Annotated in this window: 17 protein-coding genes and 2 pseudogenes; 2 read left to right on the forward strand and 17 right to left on the reverse strand. The window is 53.9% G+C overall.

Annotated elements, in window-relative coordinates:
- Positions 1-16: 16 nt before the first annotated feature.
- From rpsP to ACTQ52_RS09605, 12 genes are all read right to left on the reverse strand, one after another.
- Positions 17-256, reverse strand: coding sequence for a 30S ribosomal protein S16 (gene rpsP / locus ACTQ52_RS09550; protein WP_410043574.1), 240 nt, complete (start codon positions 254-256; stop codon positions 17-19).
- Positions 257-479: 223 nt separating this feature from the next.
- Positions 480-1865: a signal recognition particle protein gene (ffh, locus tag ACTQ52_RS09555; RefSeq protein WP_410043573.1), complete on the reverse strand. Its 1386-nt coding sequence runs from the start codon at positions 1863-1865 to the stop codon at positions 480-482.
- An 81-nt stretch (positions 1866-1946) separates the two neighbouring features.
- Complete coding sequence (locus tag ACTQ52_RS09560; protein WP_410043572.1) at positions 1947-2261, reverse strand: sigma factor-like helix-turn-helix DNA-binding protein; 315 nt, start codon at positions 2259-2261, stop codon at positions 1947-1949.
- 98 nt (positions 2262-2359) lie between these two features.
- Positions 2360-3232, reverse strand: a complete 873-nt coding sequence (ftsY, locus tag ACTQ52_RS09565) for a signal recognition particle-docking protein FtsY (RefSeq protein ID WP_410043571.1) — start codon at positions 3230-3232, stop codon at positions 2360-2362.
- Positions 3233-3579: 347 nt separating this feature from the next.
- The gene (gene smc, locus ACTQ52_RS09570; protein WP_441982477.1) at positions 3580-6864 is read right to left on the reverse strand and encodes a chromosome segregation protein SMC; all 3285 of its coding nucleotides are present in this window, start codon (positions 6862-6864) and stop codon (positions 3580-3582) included.
- Positions 6845-7552 carry a ribonuclease III gene (gene rnc, locus ACTQ52_RS09575; RefSeq protein WP_410043569.1) on the reverse strand — a complete coding sequence of 236 codons (708 nt, stop codon included), beginning with the start codon at positions 7550-7552 and terminating at the stop codon, positions 6845-6847. The genes smc and rnc overlap by 20 nt, the downstream gene beginning before the upstream one ends.
- A gap of 207 nt (positions 7553-7759) precedes the next feature.
- Entirely contained in the window at positions 7760-7996 is a 237-nt protein-coding gene (gene acpP / locus ACTQ52_RS09580; protein ID WP_410043568.1) for an acyl carrier protein, read from the reverse strand.
- Positions 7997-8093: 97 nt separating this feature from the next.
- Positions 8094-9131, reverse strand: a complete 1038-nt coding sequence (gene plsX / locus ACTQ52_RS09585; RefSeq protein WP_441982478.1) for a phosphate acyltransferase PlsX — start codon at positions 9129-9131, stop codon at positions 8094-8096.
- A gap of 201 nt (positions 9132-9332) precedes the next feature.
- Complete coding sequence (locus ACTQ52_RS09590) at positions 9333-10463, reverse strand: GGDEF domain-containing protein (protein ID WP_441982479.1); 1131 nt, start codon at positions 10461-10463, stop codon at positions 9333-9335.
- 247 nt (positions 10464-10710) lie between these two features.
- Entirely contained in the window at positions 10711-12801 is a 2091-nt protein-coding gene (locus tag ACTQ52_RS09595) for an elongation factor G (protein ID WP_441982480.1), read from the reverse strand.
- Between the two features lie 201 nt (positions 12802-13002).
- Complete coding sequence (locus ACTQ52_RS09600) at positions 13003-14373, reverse strand: sodium-dependent transporter (protein ID WP_441982481.1); 1371 nt, start codon at positions 14371-14373, stop codon at positions 13003-13005.
- Between the two features lie 217 nt (positions 14374-14590).
- On the reverse strand, positions 14591-15958 hold the full coding sequence (locus ACTQ52_RS09605; protein ID WP_410043563.1) for an NAD(P)/FAD-dependent oxidoreductase: 1368 nt from the start codon (positions 15956-15958) through the stop codon (positions 14591-14593).
- A gap of 290 nt (positions 15959-16248) precedes the next feature.
- Here ACTQ52_RS09605 and ACTQ52_RS09610 point away from each other — a divergent pair.
- Both ACTQ52_RS09610 and ACTQ52_RS09615 read left to right on the forward strand, forming a co-directional pair.
- Positions 16249-16692: pseudogene (locus ACTQ52_RS09610) on the forward strand (xanthine phosphoribosyltransferase); the annotation flags it as partial.
- A pseudogene (locus ACTQ52_RS09615) lies at positions 16679-17323 on the forward strand (uracil-xanthine permease family protein); the annotation flags it as partial. The pseudogenes ACTQ52_RS09610 and ACTQ52_RS09615, both read left to right, overlap by 14 nt.
- Positions 17324-17475: 152 nt before the next feature.
- Here the strand turns inward: ACTQ52_RS09615 and ACTQ52_RS09620 are convergent.
- The 5 genes from ACTQ52_RS09620 to ACTQ52_RS09640 form a co-directional block, all read right to left on the reverse strand.
- Positions 17476-18831, reverse strand: coding sequence for a hypothetical protein (locus ACTQ52_RS09620; protein WP_441982482.1), 1356 nt, complete (start codon positions 18829-18831; stop codon positions 17476-17478).
- Positions 18832-19173: 342 nt separating this feature from the next.
- Complete coding sequence (locus ACTQ52_RS09625) at positions 19174-19821, reverse strand: hypothetical protein (protein ID WP_441226233.1); 648 nt, start codon at positions 19819-19821, stop codon at positions 19174-19176.
- A 238-nt stretch (positions 19822-20059) separates the two neighbouring features.
- Positions 20060-20383 carry an LPS biosynthesis protein gene (locus ACTQ52_RS09630; RefSeq protein WP_441226234.1) on the reverse strand — a complete coding sequence of 108 codons (324 nt, stop codon included), beginning with the start codon at positions 20381-20383 and terminating at the stop codon, positions 20060-20062.
- Positions 20384-20441: 58 nt separating this feature from the next.
- On the reverse strand, positions 20442-20855 hold the full coding sequence (locus ACTQ52_RS09635; protein ID WP_441226235.1) for an EamA family transporter: 414 nt from the start codon (positions 20853-20855) through the stop codon (positions 20442-20444).
- A gap of 3 nt (positions 20856-20858) precedes the next feature.
- The gene (locus ACTQ52_RS09640) at positions 20859-21143 is read right to left on the reverse strand and encodes an arsenate reductase/protein-tyrosine-phosphatase family protein (RefSeq protein ID WP_441982483.1); all 285 of its coding nucleotides are present in this window, start codon (positions 21141-21143) and stop codon (positions 20859-20861) included.
- Positions 21144-21261 lie beyond the last annotated feature (118 nt).

Here is a 21261-nt window from a genome sequence, read left to right on the forward strand (position 1 = left end):
CCTCTCGGCTAAATAATCAGCAGATACCAGCCTTCTTGAGGAGCTTTGCAACGGACTCGGTCGGCTGTGCACCGTTTGCGATCCACTGCTTCGCCTTCTCAGCGTCGATCTTGATCTCAGACGGCTCTACGCATGGATTGTAGGTACCGATCTCCTCGATGAAACGGCCGTTTCTCGGGGATCTGGAATCTGCTACGATAACTCTGTAAAACGGTGCGTGAATCTGTCCCATTCTTCTTAATCTGATCTTTAACATGTCTTTTTCTCCTGTTTTAAAAATAAATGTACATATATATGATTAACAGCAGTGCTGTTGAATCCTGTTACTTATCGGGAGGCCAATGTCATCGGCCTCTGTGCACGTACCCGCCCGGGGACGGTGCGGTTGCCTTCCGTGCTGCGTACGCTGTCCGGAAGGCTTATACGAACGGAAATTCCGTCCCGATTCCGAAAACTGCGATTCCTATTAAGAATATTTATCAGAACGGAAACCGGCCACGGCCCAAGCCGCCGAGATTTCCGAGTCCGCCGAGGTTTCCGAAACCGCCGCGGCCATGCTTGCTGCGTATCGCACCGCCGAACTGCTTCATCATCTTCCGCATCTGCTCGAACTGCTTTACAAGGCGGTTCACCTCTGCGATATCGACACCCGCACCGCGCGCGATCCGACGCTTACGGGACGGATTGATGAGATCCGGGTTCGCTCTCTCCTTCGGTGTCATGGACTGGATGATCGACTTCACCTGATTCATCTTCTTCTCAGCATCGTCTGTATCGATGTCACCGAGCCCCGACATACCAGGCAGCAGCTTCATGATACCGCCGAAGCCGCCGAGCTTCTTCATCTGCTCCATCTGATCCATGAAGTCGTTGTAGTCGAACTTGCCACGGGTGATCTTTCCCATGGTCTCCTTCGTCTTATCCTCATCGATGTTCTTCTGTGCCTTCTCGATGAGAGAAAGGACATCACCCATGCCGAGGATACGACCCGCCATACGATCCGGATAGAACTGCTCGAGGTCGTCGAGCTTCTCGCCCATACCTAAGTACAGGATCGGCTTCCCGGTCATCGCCTTGATGGAAAGCGCCGCACCACCACGGGTATCACCATCACACTTCGTGAGGATCACACCGTCGATGCCCACCTTCTCAGTGAAGGTCTCGGCAACATTGACCGCTTCCTGACCGGTCATCGCGTCGACTGTGAGGACGGTCCACTGTACATCGACCGCCTTCTTGATGTTCTGGAGCTCATCCATGAGCTTCTCGTCGATCTGAAGACGACCCGCCGTATCGAGGATCACCACGTTGTAGTGCTGGGCCTTCGCCTCCTCGATGGCTCTCCGCGCGATCTCGACCGGGCTGATCTTGTCGCCCAGGGAGAAGAACGGAACCTTCACCTTCTCAGCATTGACACGCAGCTGATCGATCGCCGCCGGACGGTAGATATCGCAGGCGACGAGGACAGGCGTCCGGCCCGCCGACTTGAACTTTCCGGCCAGCTTCGCTGCCGTCGTGGTTTTACCGGCACCCTGAAGACCTACCATCATGATGACGGAAATCTCGCTCGCCGGACGAAGTGTGATCTCGGTGGTCTCCGAGCCCATCATCTCGGTCAGCTCGTCGTTGACGATCTTCACGACCGTCTGCGCCGGTGTGAGGCTGTTCAGCACCTCCTCACCGATGGCCTTTTCCTTCACCTTCGCGATGAATTCCTTCACCAGCTTGAAGTTGACATCGGCCTCGAGCAGTGCCATACGCACCTCGCGGAGCGCCTGATTGACATCGTCCTCGGAAAGCTTTCCCTTCCGACCGAGATTTGAAAATACATTACTTAATCGATCTGTCAGATTTTCAAATGCCATATACTCTCCTGCATTTTCAAACGTCTCTGTGCATCTGCGTCCGCCCCTCGTCCGGCCAATGCTTCTGGCCTTTACGCAGTCTCAGACGCCATCTATGATCTCACCCGCGAGGGCTCGAATCGCGTCATCTCCGCTTAGATCGAAGATCCGCTCCGCCTTCTCACGAATGCTCACCAGCTTATGCTGAAGTCCGAGGATTTCCTCTGTGCTTTGCAGCTTCTTATCCGCGCGACGGAACAGCTCCTGCGCTGCCTGCCGTGTGACGCCCAGCTCCTCACCGATCTCGGTGAAGCTCATGTCATCCATGACATGGTACTCATATACCTTCCGCTGATTTTCATTCAGCAACCCGCCATACAGCTCGAAAAGGTTGCCGCGCACTACAAATTCATCCATAATCACCCTCAAACCTTTGCTAGTATAGCACATAAAAATATGCTGTCAACTATTTTTGTTGACAGCATATGAATGTCCCGTGGCCCGTTCTAAAGCTGTTAATCCGCGAAGATCGAGTCGACGTACTCCTTAGCATCAAAGCGGCGCAGGTCGGTGGCCTTTTCGCCGGTGCCGATGTACTTCACCGGAATACCGAGCTCGGACTGGACCGCGAGGGCGATGCCGCCCTTCGCGGTGCCATCCATCTTCGTGAGGATGATACCGGTCACCTGGCAGGCATCCTTGAAGATCTCCGCCTGTGACATCGCATTCTGCCCCGTCGTCGCATCCAGTACGACCAGGGTTTCACGGAAGCCCTCCGCGAACTCCTTATCGATGATACGGTTGATCTTTCCCAGCTCCTGCATCAGATTCTTCTTATTATGAAGACGACCCGCCGTATCGATGATCAGCAGATCCGCGTTCTTCGACTTGAAGGACTGCAGCGCATCAAACACCACCGCCGCCGGATCAGAACCCTCCTTCTGCGCGATGACATCCGTATCGATCCTCTTACCCCACTCCTTCAGCTGCTCGATCGCACCCGCACGGAAGGTATCCGCCGCCGCCAGGATCACCCGCTTTCCCTGACGCTGGAAGAAGTACGCCATCTTACCGATCGACGTCGTCTTGCCCACGCCATTGACACCGATGACCGAAATGATACTCTTCTGCCGCTCGAAATCATAGTAGGACTCATCCACACGCATCAGCTCATACAGATAGTCCCTCAGAATCTTCTTCACCTCACGCGTCGTATTCACACCCTGACGCTTCGCCTCCGACTTCACCGCATCAATGATCTTCAGCGTCGTCGTCACACCCACATCCGACATGATCATCGCATCTTCCAGATCCTCATAGAACGCGTCATCCGCGACCTCATTTGACTGGAATATATTATTAATTAATCTCGAGAAAAAATTTGCCATAGAAGCTCCTTTAGTCTTTCGTAATATATTTATCAAACAACAGAAAGTAACTGTCTCTTTTGTATTTATTTAAATCAAAACAAATGCTGTTTTATAAACCAACAGGAAAATTCGAGCCGTTATATGGGGCTGATTGCGAATTCAAAGAACAGGTTCTTCCGAATTGTACGTGTCCTGCCATACAGGCTTGCCTGTAATGGCAGGCACGAACAAGGCGGAAGGTTCTGTACTTTGAACTGAGTGAGTGCCCCATATGACGGTCGAATTTTCCGTTCGTGTAAACTCAGTTCTGTACTTTGAACTGAGTGAGTGCTCTCTGGGGGTGGTCCAGAATCCGTCCGGTTAAATCACGCGTCGAGCTGATCCGCGACGAGATCCACCGACACGAGCGTCGACACACCCTTCTCCTGCATGGTGATTCCGAACAGGCGATCCGCATTCTCCATGGTACCACGACGGTGCGTGATGACGATAAACTGCGTCTGGTTCAGATTATGCAGGTACTCGGCAAAACGCGAAACGTTCGAGTCGTCGAGTGCCGCCTCGATCTCGTCGAGGAGACAGAACGGCGACGGCTTCAGACACTGGATCGCAAAGAGCAGCGCGATCGCCGTCAGCGCCTTCTCGCCACCCGACAGCTGCATCATGTTCTGCAGCTTCTTTCCAGGCGGCTCGGCGATGATCGAAATCGAGGTCGTCAGCACATCCGGATCCGAAGTGTCGAGCTCCAGACGGCCCTGTCCGCCACCGAAGAGGATCTTGAAGGTCTTGTCAAACTCCACCTGGATGCGCTGGAAGTTCTCATTGAACTGCTTCCGCATGCCCTGGTCGAGCTCCTCGATGACCTTCCCGAGCGACTTCGCGGACTCCGTGAGGTCGAGGTACTGATTATTCAGGAACTCGTAACGCTCGCTGACCTCCTTATACTGCTCGATCGCGTCGACATTCACCGGACCGAGCGCCTTCAGCTGATTCTTCAGCTTCGACACGAGGGAACGCACCTCCGAGGTATTCTTATACTCCTCGGAATAGCGCTTCTTCGCTTCATCGAAGGTGAGCCCGTACTCGTCGAACATGTAGCTCGTGAGCTTGTCGATCTTTTCGTCGAGCTTCTCCTTCTTATTCTGCACACGCATCGACTCCTTCTCCATATCGAGCAGTCGCTGCGAGATCTCATCCTTGCGGCCGAAGAAGGACTTCCGCTCGGCGACGAGCTTCTCCTTCTCCTCCGTGGCCCGTGCTGTCTCCGCCTGGGCCTCTGCCGCCACGTTGTCTGCATTGGCAATCAGATCCTGGAGCTCGGTGATGCGATCCGCCTTCTCTGCGAGCACCTGGTCGCTGTTCTGCTGCGCATCCTCCATCTCACCCTTCTCGGTCGTGAGGGCCTCGAGCTCGCCGTTCAGGCGGTGCAGGGTCTCCGTCACGAAGTCGGTACGGGTCGACAGGGACGAGTACTCGACATTGATCTGGGACGTGATCGCCATCGTCTTCGTGTTCTGATCGAGCTTCAACTGCTCGATCTCCTCGTGATGCGCCTCCACGGACGCCTTCGCGAGCGCACGACGGTTCTCGCCCTCGCTCAGCTTCGCACGCAGCTCCGCAGCCTGCTTCTCGCCCTCGAGCATCTGCGCCTCGATCTCGTCGAGCTCGCGCTTCCGGCCCATCAGATTCGAGCTGTTGCGGAAGGCACCACCCGAGATCGAACCGCCCGGATTCAGCTGCTCGCCCTCGAGCGTTACGATACGGAGGCTCTGCCGGTACTTCCGCTGGATCTGCAGTGCATTGTCAATGTTGTCGACCACCAGCACACGGCCCAGCAGGAACTCTGCGAGACTGATGTACTTTTTGTCGAGGTCAATGAGGTCGCACGCGAGTCCGATGGCGCCGCGCTCATGCGACGCCTGCTCACAGTTGTTATCGCGGCGTCCGCGAATGTTGCTGAGCGGGAGGAAGGTGGCACGTCCGTAGCGGTGCTGCTTCAGGAACTGGACCATGTCCTTCGCCGTCGCTTCGTCCTCGGTGACGACGTTCTGAATCGCGCCGCCGAGGGCCGTCTCGATCGCCGTCTCGTACTTCGCCGGGACCTCGATGAGGTCTGCTACGACGCCGAGGATGCCGCGTCTCCGGTCACGCTGGTCCATGACCATCTTGACCGCATTGCCGTAGCCCTCATAGCGCTCCGCGAGGTTACGAAGGGTCTCGAGGCGGTTCTTGAGACGATCGAGCTCACGGTTCTTCTCGACGATCCGCTCACGCAGCTGCTGATTCTCGGTGCCGAGCCGATCCACCAGCGCGGTATCACTCGCGATGATGGCATTGACCTCCTCGAGGCGCTGACCGAGCGCTGCGAGCTCCTTCCGCTGGTCCTCGATGTTCGTGAGGAAGTGGTCGTTCTTCACCGGGGAGCTCGACTCGGCTTCCTTCACCGGACGCTCCTCGAGCTCGAAGTCCGGGCCCATGCAGCTCGACACGGTGAGCTCGGTCTCGTCCATCGTGGAGCCGATCATCTCGAGATCGAGGTCGATGTTTTCCATCATCTCGTCGGTCGCCGCCTTGTTGTCACGGATGAAGGTGATCTGATCACGGATCCAGCGAAGAAGACTCCGGTTATCCTCGATCTGCGCGATACGGTCGAACACGTCCTTTCCGAGGGCGTTGATTCGCTGCGTGTAGTGCAGTGCGTTGTTCTTTTCGGTGTTGATCTGCTCGTTCAGGACATCGATCTGTCCCTGGAGGTTTGTTTTCAGGACATCCGACTGACTGACGGTATCCTTCGCCTGCTGAAGCTTCTCATCGAGGGCGTGAATCTGCTCCTCGAGCGCGTTGTACTTGCCATTCAGCTGCTCGGACTCCTGCTTGATTGCGGCGAGGTCCTGCTCGACGGTGTCTGCATTGGCATTTACCGTGTCGAGGCCTTTCAGCGTGTCCTCCATGTCGCGTACGAAAAGGTTCGCGTCGGCGTTTACGAGCTCGTCACGGATCGAAAGGTACTCGCGGGCCTGCTCGGACTGGCGCTTCAGCGGGCCGACCTGGCGCTCGAGCTCGGTGAGGATGTCCGTCACACGCGTGAGGTTCGCTTCCTCGTCGCTGAGCTTCTTCTCGGCAAGGGCCTTCCGGCGCTTGAACTTCACGATACCGACGGCCTCATCGAAGAGGTCACGACGCTCCTCCGGCTTACCGGAGAGGATTTTGTCGACCTGGCCCTGTCCGATGATGGAGTAGCCGTCCTTACCGATACCGGTATCGTAGAAAAGCTCGTTGATGTCCTTCAGACGACACTCGGTGCCGTTCAGCATGTACTCGGACTCGCCCGAGCGGTAGAGGCGACGGGAAACCGTGACTTCATCGTAATCGATGTTCAGGATGCGGTCCGAATTATCGAGGGTGATCGCCACGAAGGCCGAGCTCTGCGGGCGGCGGAGCTGTGTGCCGGCGAAGATGACATCCTGCATGGAGCTTCCACGCAGCTGCTTCACCTTCTGCTCACCGAGTACCCAGCGCACCGCGTCGGAGATGTTCGACTTTCCGGAGCCGTTCGGGCCGACGATGCCCGTGATGCCCTTACTGAAATCCAGGACGGTCTTGTTCGCAAAGGACTTGAAGCCCTGAATCTCAATAGATTTTAAATACATAACCTGTTTCCGCCTTTATGCGCTTGAGTGTCTGGTACGCTGCGCCCTGCTCGCCCTTCTTTTTACTGGAGCCCTCGCCGATCCCGTAGGCCTCTCCATCAATCACTGCCTCGACTCGATAGTAGCGGTCGTGACATGGACCGGATTCCTCGATGACACGGTACTCGAGGGACTTTTTGTTCTGCGACACGTACTCCTGAAGCACCGTCTTCGCATCACGATAGAGCCCTGCGTTCTCGATGTCGCAGAGCACGAAACGACGCACGAACTTCTCCGCCGGTGCGAAGCCCCCATCGAGGTACATCGCGCCGATCACAGACTCGAAGGCGTCGGAAATGACGGAATCCCGACGATTGATGCCCTCGCGCGCCTCGCCCTTTCCGAGGATGATGTAATCACCAAGGTTCACCTTTCGGGCTGCCTCTGCGAGCGTCGGCTCACATACCAGTGCGGCACGAATCTTGGTCATGACACCCTCCTGAATCACCGGACGGCGGTTAAAAAGAAAAACGCTGGAAACCAGCTCCAGCACAGCATCCCCGAGAAACTCAAGACGCTGATTCGAAGCCTCCTTCGGTTCTCCGCTCTCATTACTATACGAAGGATGCGTCAACGCATGCTTCAGAAGAGACACATCCCGGAAGCGATAACCGATCGCCTCCTGTAAAACATCTAAATTCTGTTCCATAAAACTCCTTTTAGGATCGTCATTACACAGAAGTCGGAGGTACAGTATGCACGAGCTTGCGCATTCAAAGAACAGGTTCTTCAGAGATGTCCGTGACTGACAGATTGGCTTGCCTGTATGTCAGTCACGAACAGCGCTGAAGGTTCTGTACTTTGAACTAAGTGAGCCGTGCATACTGTGCTCCGACTTCGTCCGCTTGATTAAGAATTACTGATTGACCGCTTCCCGGATAGCGTCGACCGCATCCTGAACGGTGCTCATGTGCTCAGTGGCGTCATCCGGTACCTGGATACCGAAGGTATCCTCGATGGCCATCACGACCTGTACGACATCGAGGGAGTCCATCTCGAGGTCATCCACGAAGCGAGCCTCCGGGGTGATCTTCGCAGGATCCACACGCGGTACCTCATTCACGATAATCTGCTTCAGCTTCTCAAATTCCATGGTTTCTCCTATCTGTTTATGGGGTCTGACCCCATAAACTTCAACTTTAGATTTTGTTTATAAAAATTTAATGGGGTCAGACCCCCTTACGAAATTCTTAAGATTCGCGGGCGTTCTCGGCTTCGATGCTGGCGGCGATCTTCTGCACCGCGTCGGCGTGGACGAAGTCGTAGCACTGCTGGATGGCGTGTGTGATTTCGCGACCGTCGGTGTTACCGTGCACCTTTACGACGAGGCTACGGAGACCGAGGATCGGTGCACCGCCATACTGCTTCGCATCAAACTTCTTCAGCGTACCCTTGAGGGTGCCCTTAATGAGGGCTCCGCCGATGAGTGAGATCGGGGTGGACTTGATGGCACTCATGATCTCACCGAGGAGCATCTTACCGACGCCCTCATACATCTTCAGGATACAGTTGCCGACGAAGGCGTCACATACGACGACGTCGCAGGCACCGAAGGAAATCTCACGTGCCTCGCAGGAACCGATGAAGTTGATGTCCTTCACTTCCTTTAGGAGCGGCATGGTCTCCTTCACGAGGGCATTGCCCTTCTCCTCCTCGGCACCGACATTGACGAGGCCGACCGTCGGGTTCTGGATACCGCAGACCTCCTTCATATAGATGGAGCCCATCTTCGCGTACTGGACCAGCCACTCCGGCTTGGCGTCAACATTGGCACCACTGTCGAGAAGCAGGGTCACGCCCCTGCTGGTCGGAATCAGTGCGCCGAACGGTGGACGTGGCACACCCTTCGCACGTCCGATGATGAGCTGACCACCGGCGAGAATCGCGCCACTGGAGCCCGCGGAAATGAAGGCATCCGCATGGCCCTCCTTCACGAAATGAAGACCCTTCACGATGCTGGAATCCTTCTTGCGACGGATTGCAAGCACCGGTGCCTCATGCAGAGAAATCACCTCCGCCGCATCACAGATCTCGACACGCGCCGCGAGATCCGCCTCCGACACCCCGGCTGCCTTCGCACTCTTCTGAAGCTCCTCCTTCAGAAGTCCCTCCGGACCGAAAAGAAAAAGCTTCGTATCTTTCGTAGCTGCAAGGGAACGAAGCGCACCATCCATGATCGCGGAAGGCGCTTGATCACCACCCATACAGTCGATTGCTATTCTGACCATAATACTCCTTTTTGTTCGAGAACTGCCGTATCCGGAATTTCGTGCTGCTATTCATCGCTATCGCTCAGACTCTGGATGCAAACATCTCGAATTTAACATCAAAACATCATTTTATTCTAATATGAACACAGTCATTTTGCAAGAATTGCATTTAAGGTTCAGGCAGGCCCTCCGGGGCTCTGAAAGCATGAAATCACGTAATCACGCATGTATCAGCTGATGATAGCGTCGCTTCTCCTCATACATCCGCTCGTCCATCTCGCGGAGGAAGGTTTCGGTGTCACTCGGGTCGAGCTTCGCATAACCCATCGAGACGCTGATCTTAAACGGCTCCGCACCGGAGCGGTTGAAGACATCGAGGCGACGGTTGATTTCCGTCATGGTCGCGAAGACCTCGTTCGAGTCCTCGCAGATCAGCAGCGCCACGAACTCATCACCAGCATAGCGGATCGGAATTCCCCCGTCCGGAAGAGCCTTCGAGAGGATATTGCCCATCACGCGGATCGCCTGGTCCCCCATGCTGTGACCGTAGTGGTCGTTGATCTGCTTGAAGTCATTGACATCCATCATGATTCCGTAGACGGATAATCGCGATAGTCTTTCCTTATTTGCGAGCACACGGTCGAGGTAACGTCGGTTATAGAGTCCCGACAGCGAGTCCGTCGAGATATTCTCGGAGTACACCTGCATCTGCACGAAGGTAAGCGAAATGGCGACCGAAATCCAGGAGCTCGTGATGCCATAGCACAGGAACTGAATGACGATACCGAGCACGCAAGGTCCTATGAAGTAGAAAATCGGGAAGAAATCGAGGTTTATGCCTACTTCCCTCGAGTGATATACGAGGTAAATGCTGTAGAGCAGATACAGATAAACCGAGGTAAAACCGATGATCGAGTAGAAGCCGCGGCTGTACATATTGTCCGCTGAAATCGTAAACATGAAGCCGTTCCCGCACAGGTTATACAGGAGACAGCCGAACTCGAACAGGAGCGGGAGCGCGACGTAGCGGAGGTTCCGCCGATACCGCGCATGGTTCTTATAGATATGCAGGTCGACATAGAGACACCAGAGGAAACCGATAACGACCGTGCCCATATACGCAAGGCTGTTCGTGAGATAGTTCAGGAAGCGCGCGCTGACGAAGCTCTGCCCATCCACGAGGAACGTGAGGGTGTCATTCACGGCCCCCAGCAGCGTGATGAGCGTCATCCAGTCATAGATTCGATCATCCCCATGTATGCTCTCTCTGTTTCGATGGCGGCAATACAACAGAAACGCCATCATGATGATAGCGGTGCCATTCACCATAAAAATCTCTTCAAAAATCATAGTTTTTTCCTGCTCAATCTCTTTATTTCATTCAGTAAATCGACACTTTTGCTCTTAAAGTATAAAATTTCGACGCCTTTAATGCAATTCGAATGCAGAAATTTACGTGAAAAAACAGGCAGTTGTTTGGCCAATGTTTCTGCAGGAGCGTCTATCACCGCCCGCTGTGCCCTGTTTATTCGGCAAAAAACGGGCAATGCCTGATGTAGACATTGCCCGAATATGGTTTACTACGTATGACAGTGGCTTAGTTTCCCTGTGCTGCGTTCTCTTCTACGATCTGGTTCTGAACGTCGCCCGGTGCCTGCTCATAGCGAGCGAAGCTGTACTCATAATCGCCGGTACCGCCGGTCATGGAACGAAGGTCGGTGCCGTAGCCGTACAGATTGGACATCGGAACCTCCGCCTGGATGACCTGCTTGCCATGGCCGATCGACTCCATACCGAGGACTCTACCGCGGCGCTTCGTCATATCACCCATGATATCGCCGGTATTGGCATCCGGAACCGTGACCTTGATGGACGCGATCGGCTCGAGAAGGATCGGCTGACACTTCATGAAGGCATCCTTAAACGCCATGTTCGAAGCCGTCTTGAACGCCATATCGGAGGAATCAACCGGATGGTAGGAACCATCGAGGAGGATCGCCTTCACACCGACTACCGGATATCCGGCCAGAGGACCCTTCTCACAGCCCTCCTGTACGCCCTTCTCAACCGCCGGGAAGTAGTTCTTCGGAACGGATCCGCCGAATACCTGCTCCTCGAATACGTATGGATGATCGAGATCACCGGACGGCTCGAACTGCATGATGACATCACCGAACTGGCCGTGTCCGCCGGACTGCTTCTTATATCTGCCCTGTACCTTCGCGCTCTTCTTGATGGTCTCACGATATGCGAAACGAGGCTTCGACAGGACGAGGGTTACGTTGTAGCGCTCCTTGATCTCAGAAGCCACGACGTCGAGCTGCTGGTCGCCGATACCATAGATGAGGGACTGACGGTTCTCCGGATCGGAAACGGTCTTGAGGGTCTTATCCTCTTCCATCATGCGGGCGAGAGCGGTCGCGAGCTTATCTTCCTCGGTCTTGTTTTCGGCAGCGTATGCCTTAAAGGTATAGGGGGTCGAGAACTGCGGGCCGTGGTACATGATCGGCGCATTACGAACTGCCATCGTATCACCGGTCGCCGTGACGCTGAGCTTCGCAACGGCACCGATATCACCGGACCTAAGCTCCGGAACCTCGATGGATTCCTTACCGCGGAGAACGTAGATCTTACCGATCTTCTCGGTGGTTTCCTTATTTACGTTATAGACCTCAGTGTTCGGCTTCAGGGTACCCGTGCAGACCTTCATGAGGGAGTACTTTCCGAGGAACGGATCCACGATGGTCTTCCATACCTTCGCAGTCAGGGTTACATCAGAATTATACTTCGCGGTGAAACGCTCGCCGTTCGATACATCGACGCCGACGGTTTCGAACTCGTCCGGTGCCGGGAAGTACTTGTCGATGACCTGAAGAAGGACATTGAAGCCCTGTACGTTTACGCCGGAGCCCATGAGCACCGGAACCATGCTGCAGGTCTTCACGTTCTGACGAAGTGCGGTCTGGATCTCCTCGACGGTGAACTCCTCACCACCGAAATACTTCTCCATGAACTCGTCGGAGGTCTCTGCAACGGCCTCCAGAAGAGCATTTCTTGCGATACCGAGGTTCTTCTTAACGTACTCTGGGATCTCACAAGGCTCATACTCGTTCGGCTTCGTGAACTTACGGCCCTCCATCTTTACGACATTTACGAGGCCGACAAACTTCTCATTTTCGCGGATCGGGATCTGGAACGGTGCGACGGAACGTCCGAACTGCTTCTCCAGATTCAGTACCAGCTGACGGAAGGATGCGTGATCGTCATCCATGTTCGTCACGAAGAAAAGACGTGGGATGCGGAACTTCTCACAGATGTCCCATGCTCTCAGTGTGCCCGGCTCGATGCCAGCCTTACAGTTCACCACGATGATGGCAGCATCCGCTACAGAAATCGCTTCCTCCACCTCGCCCACGAAATCAAAATAACCCGGAGTGTCCAGTATATTAATCTTGAGATCTCCGTGCTCACCCTTATACTCGATCGGAACGGTGGTTGCGGAAATCGAAAACTTTCTCTTGATTTCTTCCTTGTCGTAATCCGAAACTGTGTTGCCCTCAGGGACGCTTCCCATCCGGGTGGTGGTGCCGGTGACATAGGCCAGAGCCTCTGCTACGGTCGTCTTACCTGCGCCGCCATGTCCCAAAAGAACAACGTTACGTATGTTTCCGGTGTCATATACCTTCATAAGTCTTTCCCTCCTGTGCATACGAAGTATTCATTAGTTAGTATTCTACTAAAAATTAAAGCCTAATACAAGAAATTTGTGAATTTTATACCAAATCAGATGGAGGTTTATTAGAGTTCAGACAGGTGGCCGGAATCGGATCCGTGAACAAAAAAAGCTGGCGCAGAAGCGTCAGCTTTTTAATCGTTACGAGGTAAAATCTTACATCGAGATCCAGCCGAAGGCGTTTGCGATCGAGCTGATCAGGATGATGGCGGCGAAGACCGGGCAGAGGAAGCGGATCATGAAAGCGAAGATCTTCTTCCGCTTGAACGGTGCCCCGTCTGCGGTGACCTCCGCTTCGATCTTCTCTACACCGATCACTCTTGAGACGAGCAGGCAGGTGGCGATCGCGGCGATCGGCATCATGACGGTGTTCGTGAGGAAATCGAAGAAATCCAGGAACTGCATGCCAATGATGGTGACCTCTGCGAGTGGACCGTAGCCGAGGGCGGACAGGGTGCCGAGGGATACGATGATGAGGCCGATGATGGTCGTCGACTTCTTACGGCTCCACTTGAACTCATCCTCGAAGGTCGAAACCGCACTCTCGGTCAGCGCGATGGAGCTGGTGAGGGCTGCGAAGAGCACCAGCACGAAGAACATCACACCGGTCAGGGTTCCGAAGCCCATACTTGCGAAGACCTTCGGGATCGTGATGAACATGAGAGACGGACCCGCCTGAAGGGTCGCGGCATCTCCGCCGCTGAAGGCAAAGACCGCCGGGATGATCATGAGACCCGCCATGATGGCGATCGCGGTATCGAAGATCTCAACCTGCTCGGTCGCCGCTTCGATTTCGGTTTCCTTCCGCATGTAGGAGCCGAAGGTGACAAGGATACCCATGGCGATCGACAGGGAGTAGAACATCTGGCCCATCGCGGTTACGACGGTCATCCAGGAGAAGTTCTTCACATTTGGTACGAGGAAGTACTTCACGCCCTCGAAGGCACCTGGTCTCGTCACGGAATAGACGGCGATGATCACGGACAGCACGACGAGAATCGGCATCATAAACTTCGAAACACGTTCGATTCCGTTCTGTACACCGGCATAGATGATGGCGATGACGATGACGGAAAAGACGATGAAGCAGATTTCCGGTGAAAGCCCGTTGGAAATAAACTCGCCGAAATAACCGTCCTGCGCGACGAGCTGTGTCTGCCCGCCGAGGTACTCGGCGAGGTACTTGATGACCCAGCCGCCGATGACAGAGTAATATGGCACGATGAGGATCGGAATGATCGCATTGATCCAGCCACCGATGGAAAGCCACTTCGACTTTCCGAAGCTGTCATACGCACCGACCGGGCTCTTCTTCGTCATACGACCGAGTGCGGTCTCAGCGATGATCATCGTATAACCGAAGGTCATCGCGAGAAAAATGTAGACGATCAGGAAGATACCTCCACCATACTTCGCCGCGAGGTATGGGAATCGCCAGATATTACCAAGTCCTACCGAAGCGCCTGCTGCCGACAGAACGAAACCGATCTTGCCGGAGAACGAGCTTCTCTTTTTATGCTGATTCATAATCACATGTCTCCCTTTAATTTAAAGCACTAAAGTCAAACATTAACATAAAGAGAAGTTATAAACAAGGCTTTGCATGAAATTTAATTTTGTCTTCTATAGCTTAAACACAGCAGTTCAGGCAAGGACCCCTGCCTGAACTGTTATATTCGAGATGGTTGCGTAAAAAGACCGGCAACTGCAGTAAAGAACTACAGTTGCCGGTCCGGTGCTCTCTTTATTTCGTCAGCTGACGTGCGACATATACGCCACTGGCGGAGGCGTGCGACAGGGAGTGGGTGATACCACTGCCGTCCCCGATGACGTAGAGTCCGTCGTGACGGGTCATGAGGTTCTCGTCGACCTCGACCTCCATGTTGTAGAACTTGACCTCGACACCATAAAGCAGGGTGTCGTCATTTGCAGTACCTGGTGCGACCTTATCGAGGGCGTAGATCATCTCGATGATGCCGTCGAGGATACGCTTCGGAAGCACGAGGCTCAGGTCACCGGCAGCAGCATTCAGCGTCGGAACCGTGAAGGATTCCCGGATACGCTGCTCGGTACTGCGCTTACCACGGATAAGATCGCCGAAGCGCTGCACGATCACACCGCCGCCGAGCATGTTGCTGAGACGCGCGATACTCTCACCATATTCGTTCGAATCCTTGAATGGCTCGGAGAAGTGCTTCGCCACGAGCAGGGCGAAGTTCGTATTCTTCGTTTGCTTCGCGGGATCCTCATAGCTGTGGCCGTTTACGGTGACGATCCCGTTGGTGTTTTCATTGACCACGGCACCCTTCGGATTCATACAGAAGGTACGGACGTTATCCTCGTACTTCTCGGTACGGTAGACGATCTTACTCTCGTAGAGCTCGTCGGTGAGGTCTGAGAAGATCTCGGCCGGCAGCTCGACACGTACGCCGAGGTCCACACGGTTCGAGTTCGTCGGGATCTCGAGGTCCGCACAGACCTTCTCCATCCACTTACTGCCGCTTCGACCAGCTGAAATCACGCACTTCTTTCCTTCGAAGGAGCGCTCACCACTGTAGATCTTATAGCCCTCTTCGGTCTTCTCGACGGTGTCGATGCAGCAGTCGAAGTAGAAATCGACCTTATCCTTCAGGTGATCGTAGAGATGCTCGAGCACGACATAGTTGATGTCGGTGCCGAGATGACGTACGGAGGCATCGAGGAGATGGAGACCATGCTGCATGCAGGTCTTCTTAAACTTCGTGCCGGCTGTCGAGTAGAGCTTCGTGCCCTCGCCGCCGAACTTGAGGTTGATCTTGTCGACATACTCCATCAGCTCGATGGCAGTTTTCTTTCCGATATACTCGTAGAGCGTGCCGCCGAAATCGTTCGTGATGTTGTACTTTCCATCCGAGAAAGCACCGGCACCACCGAAACCGCTCATGATCGAGCAGCAGTTACAGTGAATACAGGATTTGATCTTTTCACCATCGATCGGGCACTTACGACGGCTGAGCTCGTGACCGTGCTCGAAAATCGCGATCTTCAGATCAGGACGGCGCTCGATCAGCTCGTAGGCAGTGAAAATACCACCCGGGCCCGCACCGATAATTAAGACATCATACATACTCATAGGATTACCTCCAAAAATAAAAATCATTCATATATGCCGGTTTTCAGACTACCGCCTGCGCTTCGTTACGGACGCGAGACGTATCGCTGCTGTTTGCGAGCGGTTTCGTTCGGATTCATCACTTCTTTACGGAGGCGTGAAGCCCCCTCGAGACGCTCTGCATGCGTGTGAAATGGCATAAAAAAAGCTGACTATCGTGATGGTAGTCAAGCTGTTTGGCGCCTGGTAGAAACGTCTGCCCGTTTTGCAGACTATACCTTTATAAGTATAGCACAGTCTGTCAACTTTCGAAACGCCGTTTCGAAGGGAAGCCGATCAATAAGATTCTCACCATCGAAGCTTCCGGCATCGGCATTGCCTGCATCGTAGCGAACCACTTTCATGTACCGGTGGTGTTCGCGAAGAAGTCCCAGAGCCTCAATATCGATGGCGATGTCTATGCCGCAGAGGTGGAGTCCTTCACCCATAAACGTAAGAACCAGGTGATCGTATCGAAGAAGTTCCTGAGCCCATAGGATCATGTCCTGATCATCGACGATTTCCTCGCAAACGGATGTGCGCTGCAGGGCCTCCTGTCCATCGTCGCACAGGCCGGCGGCACGGTCGAGGGCATCGGCATCGCGGTTGAGAAGGGCTTCCAGCAGGGCGGACGGATCATCCGTAACCTCGGATATCAGCTCGAGTCGCTCGCCATCGTCGAGAGCATGGACGCAGAGCACGGTCGACTTCTCTTCTCTTGCGGGCACCTCGATCATCGCGATCCCGCAGCTGATGCCGTTCCATATGGAGTTCCGTGCGGATGCGATCTTTTCGACCATCCTGATCTTCCTGGTGTCCGCGACAGAGACCATCGGTGATACTTCAGCGCTGGCAGCGTCTGGCCTTGGTTGTGATGCGATGGAAAAGGAAACCTCCGGCTCCATCTGCTGCGACGGCTTCATCAGCTCGCTGTCCTCGCTCTTCGGCTGCCTGCCGATCACCTCGTTCAGCCAGAACGTCGGACTCGTCGCGATGACGAAGGTCGTCAACCGTTTCACCATCGCGACCGGCGCTGTGATCATGATTCTCGCCGGGATCTTCCCGATGTTCGGTGCGCTTCTCGCGACCCTTCCGGATGCTGTACTCGGTGGCTGCACCATCATGATGTTCGGCACCATCGTCGTCAGCGGCCTTCAGATGATCAGTAAGTGCGGCTTCTCACAGCGGAACACCGTCATCGCGGCCCTGTCGCTCAGTATCGGACTCGGCTTCACCCAGTGCCAGGACCTCTTCGCGATCTTCCCGGATATCATCCAGACCGTCTTCGTCGTGGCGATCATTCTGAACCTGATCCTCCCGGCCAACATGGAAGCGGTACAGGAGTAATCTATATCCACCGGCAGTTTATGGGGTCTGACCCCATAAACTGAAACTTTAGATTTTGTTTATAAAAATTTAATGGGGTCAGACCCCATGACGAAGAAAAAAAGAGGGATGCGACGCATCCCTCTTTTCTTATAAACCGTTCTATGTTGATCTCAACGGATCAGTACGCCGTTCGATCCGAAGACGCGGACGCGTCCGTCGATGTACTTCGTGCCGGTCGTCATCACACCGCGCGGGTTACCGCTGTTCGGGTCGAGGTAGTAGTACGCACCGTTCAGGTTCAGCCATCCGGTCATCACGGCCCCATAGCTGCCATCATGATTCGGATTGAGATAGTACCACTGGCCGTTTACATTGAGCCAGCCCGTCTGAAGGGCGCCGAAGGTACCGTCGTGGTTCGGATTCAGGTAGAACCAGCGACCGCCATCCTGCTGCCAGCCGGACAGGAGGCGTCCGTAGCTGCCGTCATGTGCCTGATTCAGAAGGAACCAGTGCCCCGTCGGATCCTGGATCCAGCCTGCCATCATCGCGCCGCTCTGCGGATTGCAGTAGTACCAGTTGCTGCCGTCGTAAACCCAGCCGGTCATCATGCGACCGTTACTAAAGTAGTACCAGTAGTTGTTGATCACCTGCCAGCCGTTGCTGCCTACGCTTCCACCGGTCGACGGGGAGGTGGTGCTGCCGGAGCCGCCGCTGCGTGCGAGTACATCGTACCAGGTCGCATAGTCGGTGAAGTACTCGTCGGTGTCGATACCGGTGATGCCGCTGGAGATGTAAACCCATTTACTCGGCGCGAGGTGCGGGTTCGAGCTCTTCGCATCCGCCGCCCGGATCGCGATGCCGCGGATATAGGCGGACTGCTTATACTTGTTACTGCCGGTGTACTGCTTGTTGTAGCTGCCGACCTGGATTGTGGAGCCGGTGACGCTGCCGCCCTTCGTCCGGTACTCGCCGTCCTGATCGACGTAGCTCACCACGAACTCGATCTTCGAAGCGCCGTTTTTGTTAATGCTTACAGAGGTGTCCCGCCCGCTGGACTGGGTCTTCGATTTGCTGCCCTTCACACTGTCAAAATCTGTTTCGAAGGACGGTGCCGCGAGACGGACATACGGATAGGCCTTGAACTTGATGGTCAGTTCACTGTCGTCCCAGCCGCTCGTCGTTTTCTTCGTGATTTCCGTGATGCCGTTTCCGGTCACCTGGATGCTGTTCGCGTTCGGGAAGTAGTAGCCCCGGTCTGCGGTGAGGGTCAATGTATAGCTCACCGGGTTCTTACCTGAAGCGAGGGAAGTGTCGCTGGCGGATACGGTGCAGTCGTACACCTCATAGCCATACTGGGAGCTGATGTCGATCGTCGGTTCGTTGTAGCCATCCGCGATGTTCGTGTCGCCGTCGATCGTAAAGGTGAAATTCACGGAGTTGATCGCCGTAGCTGCCAGTGCGGTGAATGAGGTCAATGCCGCGAAAACAACAGCCGAAGCGAAAAGTTTAAATGTACGGTGCTTCATAGGATGCTCCTTTCATCATAGAGTGCAAAGGCAGTCGGCATAAGTAAGCGAGAGGGCCTGCTGCGTGTCGGCTTCGCATCGAACCTGCAATTGCGAACATGATAGATAGAAATATCTTCTTTTATCATCCATATTACAGAAGAAAATTCTTAATATCAATATCGCACATCTTACAGTTTCACCATAGTTTCTTAAGAAATTTCACCTCGTTTTACAGATTTTTAAGATACGAAAAAGAAGTGCCGGAAACGGATCTCCGCACTTCTTTTCTTAAGAATTTTGTAAGGGGGTCTGACCCCATAAACTTGAATTTTAGATTTTGTTTAGAAATATTTAATGGGGTCAGACCCCTTTCGTGATGTCCTGCAGCAGTTCGAGGAGGCCGTCGGCAGATCTGCCATCGAAGCTTTCCGTGAGCTGCTGTCCGTCTGCAGACCAGGTGAGCTCCAGCTTACTGTCGGTGCCGTCGAGAAGCTCCGGGTTCGGTGACTGATATGGAGCGAGTTCTGCTTTTCGCAGATAGTTCGCCAGCTCCTGCCAGCGCTCATGAGGGATACGCGGGCAGCGCTCCAGCTTGTAGATGAACATCTCATCTCCGAGCTCGATGCGCTCACGCGTCTCCGGATCTGTATAGGAGCAGTAGAGATACGGCTGCTCCGGATTCTCCTCCGTGGTCTTCAAACAGAAATCGAAACACTCGTCATGATTCATCGCACTCTGATGCCAGGAAAGCTCCACCAGAGCTGCTGTTTTCGAAAGCGCCAGCGTCATCGCCTGCTTCGGCTCCCGTGCTGACGCTGGCGCTGGCTTCTGTGCTGACGCTGCCTCTGGTTCTCTTGCTGACTCATGCTCCGCCTCGCTTTCATCCGGGGTTATATTTTCCATGAATGGTCCATCCATAATGCTGTTTATAACAAAATGACGGTACAGGAAGAAAGCTGCTACGATGACGATCACGATTCCGCCCGCTGCAATCACCAGTTTCTTCATATGCTGCCTCCTGTTCTGCAAAGTCTGAATTCCTACCTGCATTTATTATAACATGGTATCAGCTTTTTTCTCTTGATTTTACCATCTGAGCTCAAGGCTTTTATGCTGATGTCTTCACAAGCAGTCCGTCACATCCCTTCGCGATCTGCGTCTGTTATCCCCAGCGCATTTTCGATCATATCTGCTTTCATCAGCGTGTTTCATCAGCATTGCAGAGACAAGCTGGAATCTGACTTGCCTATTTTCTTAAAATCTCATGTGGAGCTTCTATTTCATTTGCCAGGGTATGCTCTGTCAATTCTGACATCAATTTCAACTTTTTATTAATCAATGGTCGCATACAATTTGGAACATGTTCCTGATGGGCTCTGTGGATTGCTACACATTCCTTACAGTTTCCGTGGTAACGACAGGCTTTCAGGCAAGGACAGTGATCTTTGTCTCTATACTCCTTACGAAATTCCGCTGCAAATTCTTCTTGCAGTCTCAGCCCCTCGACACGGTTTCCCTTATGAAATTCTACCATTGCATCCAGTTCTTTCTGGTTCCCTTCAATCTTCATGTTATTATAGCGCCTCCATTTCAACTATTCCTCATTTTTTGATAAATTCCAAGTTATCTCATAGTACCATCATCAGCGTACCTGCCCCGATCAGTACACAGCCTACAACATCCTTCACGGATACCTCTTCATGCAGCAGCAAAAATGCCAGCACGAGGGTGATGACCACGCTCAGCTTATCGATCGGCACCACCTTTGAGGCCTCTCCGACCTGCAGCGCACGATAGTAACAGAGCCACGACGCACCGGTCGCGAGTCCGGACAGAATCAGAAACAGCCAGCTCTTCCGACTGATCGATCCGATCCCACTCTGCGCATGCGTCAGAAACACCATTCCCCATGCCATCGCGAGAACCACCATCGTCCGAATCGCCGTCGCAAGATTCGAATTCACACCTTCGATCCCGATCTTCGCAAGAATCGATGTCAGCGCCGCAAACACCGCAGACAGTAACGCGAAAACAACCCACATAACCTAGCCTCCATTCAAGTCATTCCTTTGCGCTTTCTGAAAGCGTATGCCCCTATCATACACCTTAGGCCAATGTCTCCGCCAGTAGTCCGTCACACCCCTCCGCTCCAGCGCCGCCTTCATCGGCGGATAAATCGCATTCCCGATCTCCTCCATCGACGTCGCCGCCGAATCGATCACGAACTCTCCGGCAAGCCCCCGCCGGTTCACCATATCCTGAAAAATGTACTGTGCAGAAACGCTGCGACAGATGTTGCCGTGGCACACGAAAAGTATGCAATGTCTCATTATTTTTCTTGTATGATGATTCCAGAAGCTAAATCAACATTTTCCTTTCTTTTTGATTCTGTGGTTAAATACATTCAGATACTGTGGGACTTTTTATTATCCCCTGTAGCTCTGACTA

This window comes from Oribacterium sp. Sow4_G1_1, from assembly GCF_052116105.1.
Lineage (GTDB): Bacteria > Bacillota > Clostridia > Lachnospirales > Lachnospiraceae > Oribacterium.

What these genes read in the sequence shown, in the direction of transcription:
- rpsP (WP_410043574.1), bottom strand. Translation starts at nt 256, where the DNA reads ATGTTAAAGATCAGATTAAGAAGAATGGGACAGATTCACGCACCGTTT.
- ACTQ52_RS09635 (WP_441226235.1), bottom strand. Translation starts at nt 20,855, where the DNA reads ATGTGGGTTGTTTTCGCGTTACTGTCTGCGGTGTTTGCGGCGCTGACA.
- ACTQ52_RS09625 (WP_441226233.1), bottom strand. Translation starts at nt 19,821, where the DNA reads ATGAAGAAACTGGTGATTGCAGCGGGCGGAATCGTGATCGTCATCGTA.
- ACTQ52_RS09590 (WP_441982479.1), bottom strand. Translation starts at nt 10,463, where the DNA reads ATGATTTTTGAAGAGATTTTTATGGTGAATGGCACCGCTATCATCATG.
- ACTQ52_RS09595 (WP_441982480.1), bottom strand. Translation starts at nt 12,801, where the DNA reads ATGAAGGTATATGACACCGGAAACATACGTAACGTTGTTCTTTTGGGA.
- rnc (WP_410043569.1), bottom strand. Translation starts at nt 7,552, where the DNA reads ATGGAACAGAATTTAGATGTTTTACAGGAGGCGATCGGTTATCGCTTC.
- acpP (WP_410043568.1), bottom strand. Translation starts at nt 7,996, where the DNA reads ATGGAATTTGAGAAGCTGAAGCAGATTATCGTGAATGAGGTACCGCGT.
- ACTQ52_RS09605 (WP_410043563.1), bottom strand. Translation starts at nt 15,958, where the DNA reads ATGAGTATGTATGATGTCTTAATTATCGGTGCGGGCCCGGGTGGTATT.
- smc (WP_441982477.1), bottom strand. Translation starts at nt 6,864, where the DNA reads ATGTATTTAAAATCTATTGAGATTCAGGGCTTCAAGTCCTTTGCGAAC.
- ACTQ52_RS09640 (WP_441982483.1), bottom strand. Translation starts at nt 21,143, where the DNA reads ATGAGACATTGCATACTTTTCGTGTGCCACGGCAACATCTGTCGCAGC.
- ftsY (WP_410043571.1), bottom strand. Translation starts at nt 3,232, where the DNA reads ATGGCAAATTTTTTCTCGAGATTAATTAATAATATATTCCAGTCAAAT.
- ACTQ52_RS09620 (WP_441982482.1), bottom strand. Translation starts at nt 18,831, where the DNA reads ATGAAGCACCGTACATTTAAACTTTTCGCTTCGGCTGTTGTTTTCGCG.
- ACTQ52_RS09630 (WP_441226234.1), bottom strand. Translation starts at nt 20,383, where the DNA reads ATGAAGATTGAAGGGAACCAGAAAGAACTGGATGCAATGGTAGAATTT.
- plsX (WP_441982478.1), bottom strand. Translation starts at nt 9,131, where the DNA reads ATGGTCAGAATAGCAATCGACTGTATGGGTGGTGATCAAGCGCCTTCC.
- ACTQ52_RS09600 (WP_441982481.1), bottom strand. Translation starts at nt 14,373, where the DNA reads ATGAATCAGCATAAAAAGAGAAGCTCGTTCTCCGGCAAGATCGGTTTC.
- ffh (WP_410043573.1), bottom strand. Translation starts at nt 1,865, where the DNA reads ATGGCATTTGAAAATCTGACAGATCGATTAAGTAATGTATTTTCAAAT.
- ACTQ52_RS09560 (WP_410043572.1), bottom strand. Translation starts at nt 2,261, where the DNA reads ATGGATGAATTTGTAGTGCGCGGCAACCTTTTCGAGCTGTATGGCGGG.